We start from the raw sequence: 15,866 nt of genomic DNA, 5'->3' as shown, positions 1-15,866 counted from the left end.
GCAAGCTCGCTCCTACAGGAAAGCAGCTTTGCTTTCGCTTTTAACATTCAAGCCGGCCGGTAGGCCGCCGCCCCCAAAGCCGTCAGTACCCGCTGCTACCGTAATCCACCTGAAACGCAAAGCCCTGCACCCGCTCCACGCCGGTTTCCAACCGTCCGTCGGCATGCAGGCGCAGCCAGCGATAACCGGGCGCTTCCTCGCTCACCTTGAAGTCCTCGCTGCCGGGGGCGAACTGGATGCAGGTGGACGGCGAAGCCAGCAGACGCACGCCGTTGCGTTCGCGGTCGATTTCCTGATGCACATGCCCCCAAAGCACCGCACGCACCTGAGGGAACCGATCCAGCACCGCAAACAACGCCTCAGGATTACGCAAACCGATGGGCTCCATCCAAGCACACCCAATCGACACCGGATGATGGTGAAAACACACCAGATGATGCCGAGTCGGCGCCTCACTCAACGATTGCGCCAACAGTTGCAGTTGCTGGTCCTGCAAATACCCCGGCACCGAGCCCGGCACCGCCGAGTCCAGCAGGGTAATCCGCCAGTTACCCACATCCACAACCGGTTCCAGCAACGCACTGTTGATCGCCGCTTGCAGCATCACCTGCGGCTCATCGTGATTCCCCGGAATCCACCGCGCCGGCGCTTCAATCTGTCGGGTCATGTCACGAAACGCCTGATACGACTCCAGCGTACCGTCCTGGGACAAATCCCCGGTGGCCAGCACCAGCTCAATCTGCGGCTGCTGCGCCAGCACCAGCTCGATCACCCGTTGCAGGCTCTCGCGGGTTTTCATGCCCAGCAGCCCGCCGTCCGCCTCGGCAAACAGGTGGCTATCGGACAACTGCACCAGCAACGCCGAAGCGTCAGGGTTCAAGGCGGATACGCTCGGCAAGGCGTTCTCCCAGGGCGTGATCACAGGAATGGACATTTGAGGCGATTATGCTGGGGCAGGACACAAAGAGGAAACCCGTGAAGCGGACACAGTTCACATCTATCGAACGACTTCGAACTCGTGGCCCAGGGCCAGGCAGTGGCTCAACCATTCGCCGAGGAACACATTGAGCTGGGCTTTCTCATCGGGCTGGTGCATGAACACATTGGGGTAAGGATAGATGCTGCGAAAGCGTCGTGCATGTTCGGCGCTGATCACTTCGGCCATGCGCGCGTCGTGGTACACCTGCACTTCCAGCTGCGGCACCGGCAGCCACGGCAGACTGTGCTCCTGGCGCACCCGCAGGGTGGTGGTGTACGGGCAGTTCACGATCACTTCCAGGGTCAGCACACCGAGCATCTGGTCGCCGTGGGTCACGGCAATGCGCCGCGCCTCGGGGGTGTGGCGCATGTCCGGCAGCAGCCGCATGAGCCGTGCATAGTTGGCCTCGCAGGCTGCTTGCAGCCCGATCAGGTCAACCCGATATCGCTCCCGTGCCTTTACTGCCATAACCCCCTCACTTCCGCGCGATTAAGCGCAAGCCATTGCAGGGCAATAATGCTCGCTGCGTTGGAAATTTTACCGTCACGTACCGCTTGCAGGGCGTCTTCAAAGGCCCAGACGGTGACGCGGATATCTTCAGCTTCCTCTTCCAGTCCATGGACGCCACCGGCCCCGGCGCTTTCGCAACGGCCCAGGAACAAGTGGACAAATTCGGTGCTGCCACCCGGCGACGGAAAGTACTTCGTGATCGGCCAGAGTGCAGAGAAGGTAAGGCCAGCTTCCTCTTCGGCTTCGCGGTGTGCAACCTCCTCCGGTTGCTCATCTTTATCGATCAGGCCGGCGACCATTTCGATCAGCCATGGATTGTCGGTACGGCCCATGGCGCCTACGCGAAACTGCTCGATCAGCACCACTTCGTCGCGCTGCGGGTCGTAGGGCAGCACACACACGGCGTCATGACGAACAAAGACTTCGCGATTGAGCTCACGGCTCATGCCGCCATCAAACTTCTCGTGCCGCAGCTTCAGCCGATCCAGTTTGTAGAAGCCCTTATAGGCATTGTCGCGCTGAACAATCTCAACCTTGCTCGGCGTCGATTTCGCTGTGTCCGTCATATCAACCCTCGTTTTTTGCCTTGCGGTATCGAGGCGGCCTCGACATCGCGCCATCCTAACGCGCTCGTGCCCCTTGATGCAGCCCCTTTCCGGTTGCCGGGATAGACGGCGGGCGTCAAACTCACTCTAATCAGCTTAGTGGCGAACTGACTGCCTTGTCGGGAGTCGAAGCTCCACATTTTCACCTTTCCTCGATTTATGAAGGACACACATGTCGCTTTTAAAAATCGCCTCCGTGGCCTGTATCGCCTTGACCCTGGGTGCTTGCCAGAGCCTGTTCCAACCGAGCTATCTCAAGCCGCTGGACACCACCTCCGACGCCTCCGAGCAGATCAAACCCGGCTGCAGCAGCCCGGATTGCCCGTTGGTAAACATCGACACCGTGCACTTCCCGTCGGAACCACAGCTGGACCAGATCATCGAACAGCGCCTGCTGCAGATGGCCCGCACCTCGCCAGGCCAGAGCATGCCCGCCACCCTGAACGCCTACCGCGACAAGTTCTTGCGTGAGTCGCCTGACCGCAACAGCATGTACTTGCAGGCCAAGGTACGTGAGCAGCATGACGGACTGGTGATCATCGAAGTGTCCAGCTACCTGGACACCGGCACCGCCCACGGCGAGCCGGGCCGCGGTTTCATCAACTATTCACGCCTGCTGCACAAAGAGCTGAGCCTGACCGACATGCTGTTGCCGGGCCAGGAAGATGCGTTCTGGAAGACCGCGAAAGTCGCCCACAACAACTGGCTGATCAACTCGCAGATGGACCGCGACCCGGAGTTTGTGAAGAGCTGGCCGTTCCAGAAAACCCCGAATGTGGCCTTGACCAGCAATGGCGTGGTGCTCAAGTACAACGTGACCACCATCGCGCCCTACGCATTGGGGCTGATCGAAATGACCATCCCCTATGCGCGCCTGACCGGCGTGATCAAGCCTGAGCTGGTGCCCGCACGCCACTGAAGGCCCGGCCCAGGATGAAGTGCAACAGCCCTGCCAGCACCAGCGCCGGCAGGGTCGCGCCGACATCCGGGTACAGATTCGCCAGCAAGTGATAAGTACTGACGCCACCGAGCCAGGCCAACAGCGCCGGCCAGCGCAGGTTGGCAGCGACGCCAAGGCCACGGCGGCGCAGGATGAAGTGATCCACCAGCACCACGCCGAACAGCGGCGCGAACACAGAACCGATCAGCAGCAGGAAGTTCTGGTACTGCGCCAATGGCGCGAAGCAGGCGATCAGCGTGCAGATAACGCCGATGGCCAACGCCAGGTGCTCGACTTTCAAACGCAACAGAATCCCGCTGGACACCGCCGCCGAGTGAATATCGGCGAAGGCATTTTCTGATTCATCCAGCAGAATCAGCAGCAGCGGAATCCCCAGGCCCGCCCCGGCCAATGCCAGCAGTAACGCATTCACTTCACCGCTCGGCGCAAACGCCAGGGTGTAGGCCACGCCCAGGCTCATCAGCCAGAAGTTACCGATAAAGAAACCCAGCGCCGTGCCGCCGAACACGTTTTTCGCGCGTTTGCCGAAGCGCGAGTAGTCGGCAATCAGTGGCAGCCAGGACAGCGGCATGGCGATGGCGATATCGAAGCCCACGGCGAATGGCATCGAACCGTCACCGGCCTGAGCCCAGAGTGCAGCCAGGTCGGCTTTGGCGAACAGGTTCCAGGTCAGCCACAGGCAGGCCGCCAGCAACAGCCAGATGCCCCACTTGCGCAGGATCTGCCGTACGAAGGTCAGCGGACCGCTGACGGCGAGCAAGGTCGCGAGGGCGCCGAATACCAGGGTCCAGAACAATGGGCTGGTCAGCAGGCTGCCTTCGCTGAACGCGCGAGCGCCCAACAGGCTGGCGGCGTCGCGCATCACGATGATTTCGAACGAGCCCCAGCCGATCAGCTGCAGCAGGTTCAGCAGCGCCGGCAGGCTTGCGCCCTTGTTGCCGAGACTGAGTTTGAGGGCAGCCATGGAGGACAGGCCGGTGTCGCTGCCAATCACGCCGACGGCGGCCAGCAGCAGGACGCCGACCAGAGTGCCGAGGAAGATCGCCAGCAACGAGCCGGACAGGCCCAGTCCCGGCGCCAACAGCGCGCCGGTTTGCAGGACCATCAGGCCGATGCCCAGGGAGAACCACAAGGAGAAGAGATCGCGGGCGCCGAAGACGCGTTTGTCCAAGGGGACTGCGATGTCTGGGGAATAGGTGCTGGGTTGAATGCTCAAGGGTGTTATCTCAGAGGAACACTATTATTTGAATCAGGAAAACCCCCTGTGGCGAGGGAGCTTGCTCCCGCTGGGCGGCGAAGCCGCCCCAAAACCTGCAACTGATGAGTGTCAGTTAAAACACCGATCCAGATTCCGGGAGCGCTGCGCACTCCAGCGGGAGCAAGCTCCCTCGCCACAGGTTCTGATTCAGACCTTTTTGTACAGCTGACTACCTTCCTGCTTGAACCGCTCCGCCTGCTCTGCCAGTCCCTTGGCGACGTCCACATCCACCGCTTCAATGCGCTGGTTGGCCGCGTACTCACGCACTTCTTGGGTGATTTTCATCGAGCAGAATTTCGGCCCGCACATCGAGCAGAAATGCGCGACCTTGGCCGAGTCCTTCGGCAAGGTTTCGTCGTGGTACGAACGCGCCGTGTCCGGGTCCAGGCCCAGGTTGAACTGGTCTTCCCAGCGGAATTCAAAGCGCGCCTTGCTCAACGCGTTGTCACGAATCTGCGCCCCCGGATGCCCCTTGGCCAAGTCCGCCGCATGCGCCGCGATCTTGTAGGTGATGATCCCGGTCTTCACGTCATCCTTGTTCGGCAGGCCCAAGTGTTCCTTCGGCGTGACGTAGCAGAGCATCGCGCAACCGAACCAGCCGATCATCGCCGCCCCGATGCCCGAGGTGATGTGGTCATAACCCGGCGCGATGTCGGTGGTCAGTGGGCCGAGGGTGTAGAACGGCGCCTCGTCGCAGCACTCCAGCTGTTTGTCCATGTTCTCCTTGATCAACTGCATCGGCACGTGGCCCGGGCCTTCGATCATGGTTTGCACGTCGTGCTTCCAGGCGATCTTGGTCAGTTCGCCAAGGGTTTCCAGCTCGCCGAATTGTGCGGCGTCGTTGGCGTCGGCAATCGAGCCCGGGCGCAGGCCGTCTCCCAGGGAGAAGCTGACGTCATAGGCCTTCATGATTTCGCAGATTTCGTCGAAATGGGTGTAGGTGAAGTTCTCTTTGTGGTGCGCCAGGCACCACTTGGCCATGATCGAACCCCCACGAGAAACGATGCCGGTGACGCGCTTGGCGGTCAGCGGCACGTAGCGCAGCAGCACGCCGGCGTGGATGGTGAAGTAATCGACGCCCTGCTCGGCCTGTTCGATCAGGGTGTCGCGGAACAGCTCCCAGGTCAGGTCTTCAGCGGCGCCGCCGACTTTTTCCAGAGCTTGATAGATCGGCACGGTACCGATCGGCACCGGCGAGTTGCGGATGATCCACTCGCGGGTTTCATGGATGTGCTTGCCGGTGGACAGGTCCATCACCGTGTCCGAACCCCAGCGAATGCCCCAGGTCAGTTTCGCCACTTCTTCTTCGATGGACGAACCCAGGGCGCTGTTGCCGATGTTGCCGTTGATCTTCACCAGGAAGTTACGGCCGATGATCATCGGTTCCAGCTCGGTGTGGTTGATGTTGGCCGGGATGATCGCGCGGCCACGGGCGATTTCTTCGCGCACAAATTCCGGGGTGATGATTTTCGGCACGCTGGCGCCGAAGCTGTGGCCGGCGTGTTGCTGCTCCAGCAGGCCGGCGGCACGGGCTTCTTCCAGCTTCATGTTTTCGCGGATGGCAACGTATTCCATCTCGGCGGTGATGATGCCTTTGCGGGCGTAGTGCATTTGGGTAACGTTGGCCCCGGCCTTGGCGCGGCGCGGGTTTTTCACGTGGGCGAAACGCAGCGCGGTCAGCTCGGCATCGCTCAGACGCTGTTGGCCGAAGTGCGAGCTCAAGCCCGACAGGCGCTCGGTGTCGCCACGGGATTCGATCCACGGCGAGCGCACATCGCCCAGGCCTTTGCGCACGTCGATGATCACATTCGGGTCGGTGTACGGGCCGGAGGTGTCGTAGACCACCACGGGCGCGTTGATTTCGCCGCCAAAGTCGGTGGGGGTCACGTCGAGGCTGACTTCGCGCATCGGCACGCGGATATCCGGACGGGTGCCCTGGACGTAGATTTTTTGCGAGCGGGTAAAAGGCTGTACGGAACCGGAGTCGACCTTGGCCGATTCACTCAGGTGCACGGTGTTTTTTGATTTTTGGCTTTTTAATTCGATGCTCATCACGGGCTCTCCAACTATCCAGGCGGTGGATTTTTGTCGGAGTGAACCTGTGACGGATGGACGCACTGTGACAGTGCTGTGCTTGGCGCACGGGCTGTTCGATTGTCGAACAACATCCCGGACGAAGCACAAGAGGACTCGCCGGGTGACGAGAAATCTTGTTCCCTACGCAGGCGCTAACCTGATCAGGTTCAACGGGATCCGGTATTTACCGATCTCAGCCTTCCAACAAGGCACCCCGACAAGAACGCGGCCAGTCTAGACCATGGAGCAGGCAAATTGCCAACGGCGGTGCATTCATCGTGATGAATGGCGTAATTACAGGATTGTTGTGCCGTGATAGCGCCACTACACTCGGTGACTGCTTGAGGTCTTGACGCCAGGAATGGGCCGCCTTAGCCTTGGGCTCCAAATTATCGCCGTAATATTTACTCTAGGGATCGCCTCATGCTGCGCAAACTTTCACTGGCTCTCGCCGTGTCTTGTGCGACCAACGGACTGGTCTGGGCAGCTGAAGCGCCCCTGACGACCAAAACCGACCTGGTCAGCGTCTACCAGGAAGCGGTGGACAACAACGCCGACCTGGCCGCCGCCCGCGCCCAATACGGCGCGCAGAAAGAAGTGGTGCCCCAGGCCCGCGCTGGCTTGCTGCCGAACCTGTCGGCCGGTGCCGACATCAATAATGTGCGCACCCAGCTCGATCAACCTGCGGCCACGGTCAACCGCGATGCGCATTCCTGGCGCGCGACCTTGAGCCAGCCACTGTTCCGCGCTGATCGCTGGTTCCAGTTGCAGGCTGCCGAAGCCGTCAACGAACAGGCTTCGCTGCAACTCTCGGCCACCGAACAGAACCTGATCCTGCAAAGCGCCGAAAACTACTTCGCCGTGCTGCGGGCCCAGGACAACCTGGCCTCGACCAAGGCCGAAGAAGCGGCTTTCAAACGCCAGCTGGACCAGTCCAACGAGCGCTTTGACGTGGGCCTGTCGGACAAGACCGACGTGCTGCAATCCCAGGCCAGCTACGACACCGCCCGCGCCAACCGGATCCTGGCCCAGCGCCAGGTGGACGACGCCTTCGAAGCGCTGATCACCCTGACCAACCGCCAGTACAACTCGATCCAGGGCATCGTGCACACGCTGCCGGTGCTGCCGCCGTCGCCGAACGACGCCAAGGCCTGGGTCGAAACCGCCGGGCGCCAGAACCTGAACCTGCTGGCCAGCAACTATGCGGTCACCGCCGCCGAAGAAACCCTCAAGCAACGCAAGGCCGGCCACGCGCCGACCCTGGATGCCGTGGCGCAATATGAAAAAGGTGACAACGATGCCCTGGGTTTCAGTAACCCGAGCGCCTTCGGCCAGCCGTATCACGGTGACGTGTCGCAACGCACTGTAGGCTTGCAGTTGAGGATCCCGCTGTACAGCGGCGGCCTGACCAGCTCGCAAGTGCGCGAATCCTATTCCCGCCTGGGGCAGACCGAGCAGCAGCGCGAAGGCCTGCGTCGCCAGGTGGTGGAAAACACCCGTAACCTGCACCGCGCGGTGAACACCGATGTGGAGCAGGTGCAGGCGCGCCGTCAGTCGATCATCTCCAACCAGAGCGCGGTGGAAGCCACGGAAATCGGTTACCAGGTGGGCACGCGCAATATCGTCGATGTGCTGGACGCCCAGCGCCAGCTCTACACCTCGGTGCGCAACTACAACAACAGCCGCTACGACTACATCCTCGACAACCTGCGCTTGAAGCAGGCGGCGGGAACGCTGAACCCGGGGGATCTGCAGGATCTGGCGCGGTACCTGAAGGCCGACTACAACCCGGACAAGGACTTCCTGCCGCCGGACCTGGCCAAGGCGGCTGCGGCGCAGTTGAAGGCTAACCCGGGTTACTAAGACCGCCCGTTAACCCAATGTGGGAGCGGGCTTGCTCGCGAAAGCGGTGTATCAGTCGACTTATTCGCTGACTGACACTGCGCATTCGCGAGCAAGCCCGCTCCCACATTTGATTTGTGTTGTTAGACGTTAAGCAGTCTGCCCAACCCATCCAGCAAACGCTTCAACGCCCCCTGATTGGCGCGCATCACCGCCAGCCCCGCCTGCCCCATTCTCTGCGCGTCACGCGGCAGCTCGAACAAACGCTGCACCGCCACCGCCAAACCCTCGGCATCGTCCACTTCCTGCAACGCGCCGGCGTCACGCATCATTGCGCTGATTTCAAGGAAGTTGAACACGTGGGGCCCGCAGATAACCGGCTTGGCCAAGGCCGCCGGTTCCAGCGGGTTATGCCCGCCCGTGGCGACCAGGCTGCCGCCGACGAAGGCGCTGTCGGCCAGGGCATAAAGAAACAGCAACTCGCCCATGGTGTCGCCCAGCAACACGGATGTCTGCGCCGTCACCGCCTCGCCGCTGGAGCGACGCACCGTGGCGAAACCCTGTTGCTGGCACAGCTCGAACATCGGGTTGAAGCGCTCTTGATGGCGCGGCACCAGAATCAGCAAGGCATTGGGATAGCTGGCGAGCAACTGGCGATGGGCGGCAAGCACCACTTCATCTTCGCCTTCGTGGGTGCTGGCGGCGATCCATACCGGGCGTTCGCTGGCGTGCCATTGATCACGCAAGGCGGCGGCGCGCTCCAGCAGTTGCGGGTCGATGGTCAGGTCGAACTTGATCGAACCGGTGACCTCGACGGTCTCGGGCCGTGCACCCAGGCTGCGAAAACGCTCGGCCTCGGTTTCGGTCTGGACGGCGAACAGGCTCATTTCCGCCAGCATCGGCGCGGTCAACTTGGCGAAACGTCCGTAACCCTTGGCCGACCGGGCCGACAGCCGTGCGTTGGCCAATGCCACGGGGATCCCGCGCTTGGCGCATTGATGAATATGGTTGGGCCACAGCTCGGTCTCCATGATCACCGCCAGTTTGGGCTGCACACGATCGAGAAACCGCTTGGCCGCACAGGGCAAATCGTATGGCAGGTAGCAGTGCTGGATGCGCGGCTCGTTGGCGAACAACGCCTGGATCCGCTCGGAACCGGTGGGCGTCATGCAGGTGACGGTGATCGGCAGCTGTGGATAACGTTCCAGCAGCCCGCGAATCATCGGCGCAGCGGCGATGCTTTCACCCACCGACACGGCGTGCACCCAGATCCCGCCAGGCTGCATCACCGGCAAGCCATAGGAAAAGCGTTCACCCACGCGCTTCGCGTAAGCCGGCGCTTTGCGGGCCCGCAGCCACAGACGTAAAGCCACCAACGGCAGCGCCAGGTAAAACAGACAGCTGTAGAGAGTTCTATTCATGGCGGCGGAGTTTATCGGCTTTTTCAGTCGATCGCCTGCAAGCACTCGGCAAAACGTTCTGCAAGGAAACGCGCGGCCGGGCCGAGGGGCTCGTCGCGGCGCCAGACCAACTCCACCACCAGCGCCGGCGGGGTCCATTCGCTGTTCAGTTCGACCATCTGGTTCTGATAGGCCGGATACTGCACCACATGCCGCGGCAACCAGGCCCAACCCAGGCCGCGCGCCAGCCATTCGGCCAGCACGTAGAAACTGTCAGCCCGCCACACTTGCGGGCTGGCGGCCTCACTGCCGGGATACACACTGGTCTGGGTCGCCATCAGCAACTGGCGAAACTGTGCCAGGCGCTGGCAATCCACGAACTGTTCCTTGGCCATGGGATGACCGATACCGCACACGGTCACCATCTCCACACTGCCCAGCACCCGACGCTCCAGCGCTTCGGGGATTTGATCGTGATAGAACAGCAGGCCCAGATCGGCCTTGCGCTCCACCAGTTTGCGTGCGACATCGCCTTGGGCCGCGCTGGACAACTGCACTTCCAGGCTGGGAAATTTTCCCGCCAGCGCTTCGAGGCTATCAAGCACCGGCTGATAGAGCATGGCTTCATCTTGGGCCAGGCGCAGGCGCGCCTCTTCGCCGCGCATCAACGACAAGGCGCGACCATTCAGGCGCTCGCACTGGCGCAAGACTTCCCGCGCCTCTTCAAGCAATGCCGTGCCGGCCTCGGTCAAACGGGGCTGGCGGCCGCTGCTGCGATCAAACAGGCACAGGCCCAGGTCCGCCTCCAGCAAGGCAATCCCATTGCTGACCGCCGACTGTGCCCTGCGCTGGTCCCGTGCCACCGCCGAAAACGAACGCTGCTCGGCGACGCTGACAAACAGGCGCATCTGCTCAAGACTCCATTGCACGCTCATGGCTCAACCCATCTTTAATTCGGATAGGTAATGACTTTACCGCATCTGGTAATTCTCTAAAATGCCGACCTTTGCAGGAGCGAGCTTGTTCGCGAAAAACCTCAGCACGCCGCGTTAAACCAGATGCGCTGCGTTATCGTTGACGATTTTCGTGAGCAAGCTCGCTCCTGCGGTTGCCCCCTGTACCGAGGATTTACCCATGAACGCCGCCTACTATTACCTGGCCATTGCCATCTGCTCGGAAGTGATCGCCACCGTTTCCATGAAAGCGATCAAGGGTTTCAGCACGCCGATCCCGCTGTTGCTGGTGATCGTCGGTTACGGCGTGGCCTTCTGGATGCTGACGCTGGTGGTGCGCACCGTGCCGGTGGGTGTCGCGTATGCAGTGTGGGCCGGGATGGGCATCGTGATGGTCAGCATCGCCGCGCTGTTTATCTATGGGCAGAAACTGGATATCCCGGCGATGCTCGGGATGGGCCTGATTGTGCTGGGGGTGGTGGTGATTCAGTTGTTCTCGAAAACGGCCGGGCACTGAGCGTTCACGTGAGACTCAACTGAGGCTGAAACTCGCAGCCTCGTTTCACTCGACAGCTCCTACGGTGCGCCTGTCATTAGGGAGCGCTGGGGCGAAGATTCACTGCATGAGCCTGTATACTGCGCAGCCTGTCTTGAACACTGAGGTCGCTGCATGCCATCCGTTATTTCCACCGACGTTCTAATTGTCGGCGCCGGGGTTGCCGGCCTCTGGCTCAATGCGCGCCTGCGCCGCCAGGGCTTTTCCACGGTGCTGGTGGAAAGCGCCACCCTCGGCGGCGGGCAAAGCGTGAAGTCCCAGGGGATCATCCACGGCGGTGCGAAATACGCACTGCATGGTGCCCTGACCGGCGCCTCCGAAGCCATCGCCGACATGCCCCGCCGCTGGCGCGAAGCCTTGGCGGGCAACGGCGAGCTGGACCTTTCGGGCGTACGCCTGCTGTCCGAAGCCCACTATTTGTGGTCGCCGGGGACTATCGCCGGCAACCTCACCAGCTTCTTCGCCAGCAAGGCCGTGCGTGGCCGTGTGGACCAAGTGAAGGGCGATGACCTGCCACCGGCCCTGCAGGACCGACGCTTCAAGGGCAAGGTCTATCGCCTGGCCGAACTGGTGATCGACGTCCCGAGCCTGATCGAACGCCTGGCGCAACTGGCCGGTGATGGCTTGCTCGCCGGGGAGAAGATCGAACCGTTAATGGAAGACGGCACGCTGGCAGGCCTGAAGGTCGATGGCCGCGAGATCCGCGCCCAGCGTATCGTCCTCAGCGCCGGTGGCGGCACTGCGGATTTGCTCAGCGCCCTGGGCCTGAGCCAACCCGCCATGCAACGTCGACCGCTGCACATGATCATCGCCAAGGGCCCCGGCCTGAAGCCGCTCTACGCCCATTGCCTGGGTGGCGGCACCAAGCCGCGCATCACTGTGACCACACACCCCGCCGCCGATGGCAATTGGGTGTGGTACCTCGGCGGCGATATCGCCGAGGCCGAAGGTGTGGCCCGCACCCCGGAGCAACAGATCGCCACCGCACAAAAGGAGTTGGCGCAGCTGCTGCCCTGGATCGATATGAGCCAGACTCAGTGGGCGACCCTGCGCGTGGACCGCGCCGAGCCGTTGCAGTCAGGCCTGACCCGCCCGGACAACGCCTTCCTCGCCGAGCAGGATCGCCTGCTGGTGGGCTGGCCGACCAAGCTGGCATTGGCGCCGGACTTCGCTGATCGGGTGATCAACGCACTGGAACGTGACGGCATCAAGCCAAGTGTCACGGAAACGCTCCCCGACCTGCCAAAACCCGCCATCGCCCAACCTGCCTGGGAGCAACTGCTGCCATGACCCTGCCGACCCTGCATGACCTTCATCGCCCATTGGGCAGCACCGGTTTGATGGTTTCGCCGCTGGGACTGGGAACCGTCAAGCTGGGCCGCGACCAAGGGGTGAAATACCCCAGCGGCTTCCAGATTCCCGATGACGATGCCGCGCGGATGCTGCTGCGCCAGGCCCGGCAATTGGGCATCAACCTGATCGACACCGCGCCGGCCTATGGCCGCAGCGAAGAACGCCTGGGCCCGCTGTTGCGTGGTCAGCGCCAGGAATGGGTGATCGTCAGCAAGGTGGGTGAGGAGTTCGCCGAGGGCGTGTCCCACCACGATTTCAGCGCGGCCCACACCCGGCTTTCAGTGGAGCGCAGTCTGAAACGACTTGAAACGGATTTTATCGACCTAGTGCTGGTGCACTCCGACGGCAATGACCTGCATATCCTCAACGACTGCGAGGTGTATCAGACCCTGGAGGACCTCAAGCGCGAGGGCAAGATCCGTGGTTTCGGCTTCTCGGGCAAAACCGTCGAGGGCGGTGTGAAGGCTCTGGAACAAGGCGATTGCGCCATGGTTACCTACAATCTGAACGAACAGGCCGAGAAAGCCGTCATTGATTATGCTGCCGCCCATGGCAAAGGCATCCTGGTGAAAAAGGCACTAGCCAGTGGCCATGTCTGCCTGGAATCAGGAGTGGATCCAATTTACGCCAGTTTCATGTTGTTGTTTGCGCAAACCGGCGTGGCCAGTGCTATTGTCGGGACCATCAATCCGCTGCACCTCGCCCATAACGTAGCGACCGCTGCCAAGGTCATTCGCCAACTCTGATGCCGCCGACGCGGCCGACCCCGACGCAAGAAGGAGCCGACATGGCGCGAACGCTCATTAGAAAAAACCCGAGTAACTTTAAAACACTGCCGCTGCATGTCGAAGCCACGCCCGAAGGCTTGAGTTACCAGAGCGTCGGCATGCCGCTCAACTTCGCCCAGACCCTGCAACGGCGCAAGCCGGTGGAGGTGAAAGACACTGAGCGTTTCGTGCTGGAACTGGCCAACCTTGGTGTCTCGGTGCGCCTGACGCTGCATTGGCAGAACCGTGATTACTGGGTGCTGGTGCGCCAGCGTCGGCAAGACCGTGGCGACGTTGTGCTCAAGCTGATCTCCGGTTATGTGCCGGCCCACGAGCTGAACCTGCCACTGCACACCGCCATCCAGGAAATCGCCGAGGAATGCCTGCTGGAAACCCCGGAAGGCTGGCTGGGCGGGCGCTTCAACGACACCTGGCTTCCGGCCCCCTACTCGTCTGCCCTGCACTACCGCGAAGCGTTGCCGTTTCGTCTCTCACCGCTGTCCGGGGCCGCGCGCCCGGTGCGCTGCGCCACCATGCAATTGATTGAACGGCCACGCGCTTACGTGCACCTGCCGACGGCTTCGCTGCAGTTGATTTATGACTTGCGCCTGGAAGTACCCAAGGAAGCAAAGTCCCTGAGTCTGTTTCATGTGGACGAGCGCCTGGAGGGCGACCAACTGGTGGCCCGCCTGGACCGCCAGCGCCCGGACCTGTACCTGATGCCGCTGAAGGACGGACAGCCGTGTGCAGAGCTGTATACCTTGAAGAAGGATCAGCTGTATCCGGCGAGTACGCGAGGGTTATATCTGGCTGAGAGCTTTGCACAGCAGGAAGGCTGGGTAGTGCGTGATGAGCGGATCCGCTGGAAGGATTGGCTGCGGCAGCAGGGGCTGAGCGCGCCAGAAAAAGAGTCGAAATTGAAGCGGTTGACCGGCAAGGCGCGGCAGATCTTGCGCAAGATCGTGCCGAAGAAAAAAGCCAACCGGTAACCGGACGTCAGGTCACGGCGGCCGAATGTGGGAGCGGGCTTGCTCGCGAAAGCGCAGTGTCAGTCAGCATATGTGTGACTGATCCACCGCTTTCGTGAGCAAGCTCGCTCCCACACAAGCCCGCTCCCACCATCAGTTATTGCGGATCTTCTCGACAATCGCCGTGGTCGAGCTGTTTTCAACCAGCCCCAACACTTTGACCTTGCCGCCATAAGCACTGACGATATCGGCACCGACCACCTGGTCGACCGAATAATCACCGCCCTTGACCAGTACGTCCGGCTTGACCTGGGCCAACAGGTTTTCCGGTGTCCCCTCGGCAAAGCTGATCACCCAGTCCACCGCCCCCAGGCCCGCCAGTACCGCCATGCGACGGTCGACACTGTTGATCGGGCGGCCAGGCCCTTTCAGGCGGCTGACCGACGCATCGTCGTTGACCGCCACGATCAAGCGATCGCCTTGGGCCCGCGCCTGCTCCAGGTAGGTCACGTGACCGGCGTGGAGGATGTCGAAGCAACCATTGGTGAAGACAATGCTCTCTTTATGGGCACGGGCATCGTCAATCGCCAACAGCAGTTGTTCGATACTCAACACACCGCGCTCCGAACCCTCGGAACGCTGGATGGCGCGGCGCAGCTCAGGTGCGCTGATGGCAGCCGTACCCAGTTTGCCAACCACAATGCCCGCTGCAAGATTGGCCAGGGCCACTGCGTGGGGCAACTCTTCACCGGCGGCAATGGAGGCGGCCAGGGTGGAAATCACCGTGTCACCGGCCCCGGTCACGTCGAACACTTCACGGGCTCGCGCTGGCAGGTGCATCGCCGGGTGATCAGGGCGCAGCAAGGTCATGCCGTGTTCGCCACGGGTTACCAGCAAGGCGCCCAGGTCGAGGTCGGCCATGAGCTTGGCGCCCTTGGTGACCAACTCGTGCTCATCGACGCAACCGCCGACGATGGTTTCAAATTCGCTGAGGTTCGGCGTGATCAGGCTGGCACCCCGATAAATCGAGAAGTCCTTGCCCTTGGGATCCGCCAGTACCGGAATGCCCCGGGCCTTGGCGGCCTGGATCAGCATCTGGTGGTTTCTCAAGGCGCCTTTGCCGTAATCGGACAGCACCAGCACCTTGATGCCTTCGAGCAACTCGTCGACCTGGGCACTGAGGGCCAGGGCGTCGGTGGCGAAGGGTTCTTCAAAATCGATACGCAGCAATTGCTGGTGCCGGCTCATGACCCGCAGCTTGACGATGGTCGGCTGGTGGGGAATACGCTGGAACAACGCACGCACACCAGCGCCACGCAGGCTGTTGGCCAGGCTGTCGGCGGCTTCGTCGTCGCCGGTCACACCCACCAGGGAGGCCGGGGCGCCGAGAGCGGCAATATTGAGGGCAACGTTGGCAGCGCCACCTGGACGGTCTTCGATTTGCTCGACCTTGACTACCGGTACCGGTGCCTCAGGGGAAATCCGTGAGGTACCGCCATGCCAGTAACGGTCGAGCATGACATCGCCGACCACCAAGACAGGGGCTTGATCGAATCGCGGCATGGACAACTTCATGGAGCAACCCACATACAAAATGAACAGGGGCGCGATATTACCACAGGGTTGTCAAAGGCTTGT

14 protein-coding genes and 1 riboswitch are annotated in these 15,866 nt (G+C 61.7%); of the genes, 6 read left to right on the top strand and 8 right to left on the bottom strand.

Translation table 11 applies throughout. The annotated features are described in order from the left end of the window. Nucleotides 1–82: 82 nt before the first annotated feature. The 3 genes from cpdA to NVB75_RS22590 form a co-directional block, all read right to left on the bottom strand. Nucleotides 83–898: a 3',5'-cyclic-AMP phosphodiesterase gene (gene cpdA / locus NVB75_RS22600; protein WP_258348718.1), complete on the bottom strand. Its 816-nt coding sequence runs from the start codon at nucleotides 896–898 to the stop codon at nucleotides 83–85. Between the two features lie 99 nt (nucleotides 899–997). After that, complete coding sequence (locus NVB75_RS22595; protein ID WP_003209507.1) at nucleotides 998–1,447, bottom strand: DUF1249 domain-containing protein; 450 nt, start codon at nucleotides 1,445–1,447, stop codon at nucleotides 998–1,000. Beyond that, complete coding sequence (locus tag NVB75_RS22590; RefSeq protein ID WP_003209505.1) at nucleotides 1,438–2,055, bottom strand: NUDIX domain-containing protein; 618 nt, start codon at nucleotides 2,053–2,055, stop codon at nucleotides 1,438–1,440. Before NVB75_RS22590 ends, NVB75_RS22595 begins: the two co-directional genes overlap by 10 nt. Before the next feature lie 211 nt (nucleotides 2,056–2,266). Here NVB75_RS22590 and NVB75_RS22585 point away from each other — a divergent pair, with 211 nt between their 5' ends. Further along, on the top strand, nucleotides 2,267–3,013 hold the full coding sequence (locus NVB75_RS22585; protein ID WP_258343408.1) for an RsiV family protein: 747 nt from the start codon (nucleotides 2,267–2,269) through the stop codon (nucleotides 3,011–3,013). Here the strand turns inward: NVB75_RS22585 and cytX are convergent. Both cytX and thiC read right to left on the bottom strand, forming a co-directional pair. Next, nucleotides 2,982–4,271, bottom strand: a complete 1,290-nt coding sequence (gene cytX / locus NVB75_RS22580) for a putative hydroxymethylpyrimidine transporter CytX (protein WP_258343407.1) — start codon at nucleotides 4,269–4,271, stop codon at nucleotides 2,982–2,984. The genes NVB75_RS22585 and cytX overlap by 32 nt on opposite strands. A gap of 189 nt (nucleotides 4,272–4,460) precedes the next feature. Beyond that, entirely contained in the window at nucleotides 4,461–6,365 is a 1,905-nt protein-coding gene (gene thiC / locus NVB75_RS22575) for a phosphomethylpyrimidine synthase ThiC (RefSeq protein ID WP_258343405.1), read from the bottom strand. Nucleotides 6,366–6,510: 145 nt separating this feature from the next. Next, nucleotides 6,511–6,616: riboswitch (TPP riboswitch) on the bottom strand. A 196-nt stretch (nucleotides 6,617–6,812) separates the two neighbouring features. Between thiC and NVB75_RS22570 the strand changes: the two genes are divergently transcribed. Then, a complete protein-coding gene (locus NVB75_RS22570) occupies nucleotides 6,813–8,252 on the top strand; it encodes a TolC family outer membrane protein (RefSeq protein ID WP_258343403.1) in 1,440 nt (479 codons plus the stop codon). A gap of 122 nt (nucleotides 8,253–8,374) precedes the next feature. On the opposite strand, the gene waaA is transcribed toward NVB75_RS22570, so the two are convergent. Both waaA and NVB75_RS22560 read right to left on the bottom strand, forming a co-directional pair. Beyond that, a complete protein-coding gene (gene waaA, locus NVB75_RS22565; protein ID WP_258343402.1) occupies nucleotides 8,375–9,652 on the bottom strand; it encodes a lipid IV(A) 3-deoxy-D-manno-octulosonic acid transferase in 1,278 nt (425 codons plus the stop codon). Nucleotides 9,653–9,675: 23 nt separating this feature from the next. Then, nucleotides 9,676–10,566 carry a LysR family transcriptional regulator gene (locus tag NVB75_RS22560; RefSeq protein WP_076015520.1) on the bottom strand — a complete coding sequence of 297 codons (891 nt, stop codon included), beginning with the start codon at nucleotides 10,564–10,566 and terminating at the stop codon, nucleotides 9,676–9,678. Between the two features lie 199 nt (nucleotides 10,567–10,765). On the opposite strand from NVB75_RS22560, the gene NVB75_RS22555 reads away from it, so the two are divergent. From NVB75_RS22555 to NVB75_RS22540, 4 genes are all read left to right on the top strand, one after another. Further along, nucleotides 10,766–11,101: a multidrug efflux SMR transporter gene (locus NVB75_RS22555; RefSeq protein WP_003209492.1), complete on the top strand. Its 336-nt coding sequence runs from the start codon at nucleotides 10,766–10,768 to the stop codon at nucleotides 11,099–11,101. Nucleotides 11,102–11,254: 153 nt separating this feature from the next. Further along, the gene (locus NVB75_RS22550; protein ID WP_258343398.1) at nucleotides 11,255–12,430 is read left to right on the top strand and encodes an FAD-binding oxidoreductase; all 1,176 of its coding nucleotides are present in this window, start codon (nucleotides 11,255–11,257) and stop codon (nucleotides 12,428–12,430) included. Then, on the top strand, nucleotides 12,427–13,239 hold the full coding sequence (locus NVB75_RS22545) for an aldo/keto reductase (RefSeq protein WP_258343397.1): 813 nt from the start codon (nucleotides 12,427–12,429) through the stop codon (nucleotides 13,237–13,239). Before NVB75_RS22550 ends, NVB75_RS22545 begins: the two co-directional genes overlap by 4 nt. A gap of 41 nt (nucleotides 13,240–13,280) precedes the next feature. Further along, on the top strand, nucleotides 13,281–14,249 hold the full coding sequence (locus NVB75_RS22540) for a metal ABC transporter ATPase (RefSeq protein ID WP_258343395.1): 969 nt from the start codon (nucleotides 13,281–13,283) through the stop codon (nucleotides 14,247–14,249). A 132-nt stretch (nucleotides 14,250–14,381) separates the two neighbouring features. Here NVB75_RS22540 and hldE read toward each other — a convergent pair whose 3' ends face one another. Next, the gene (gene hldE, locus NVB75_RS22535; RefSeq protein ID WP_258343393.1) at nucleotides 14,382–15,803 is read right to left on the bottom strand and encodes a bifunctional D-glycero-beta-D-manno-heptose-7-phosphate kinase/D-glycero-beta-D-manno-heptose 1-phosphate adenylyltransferase HldE; all 1,422 of its coding nucleotides are present in this window, start codon (nucleotides 15,801–15,803) and stop codon (nucleotides 14,382–14,384) included. Nucleotides 15,804–15,866 lie beyond the last annotated feature (63 nt).

Source organism: Pseudomonas sp. CBS, from assembly GCF_024734645.1.
Lineage (GTDB): Bacteria > Pseudomonadota > Gammaproteobacteria > Pseudomonadales > Pseudomonadaceae > Aquipseudomonas.
Note: the sequence above shows the minus strand (reverse complement) of the source record. Positions and strands in the feature narration are given on the sequence as shown.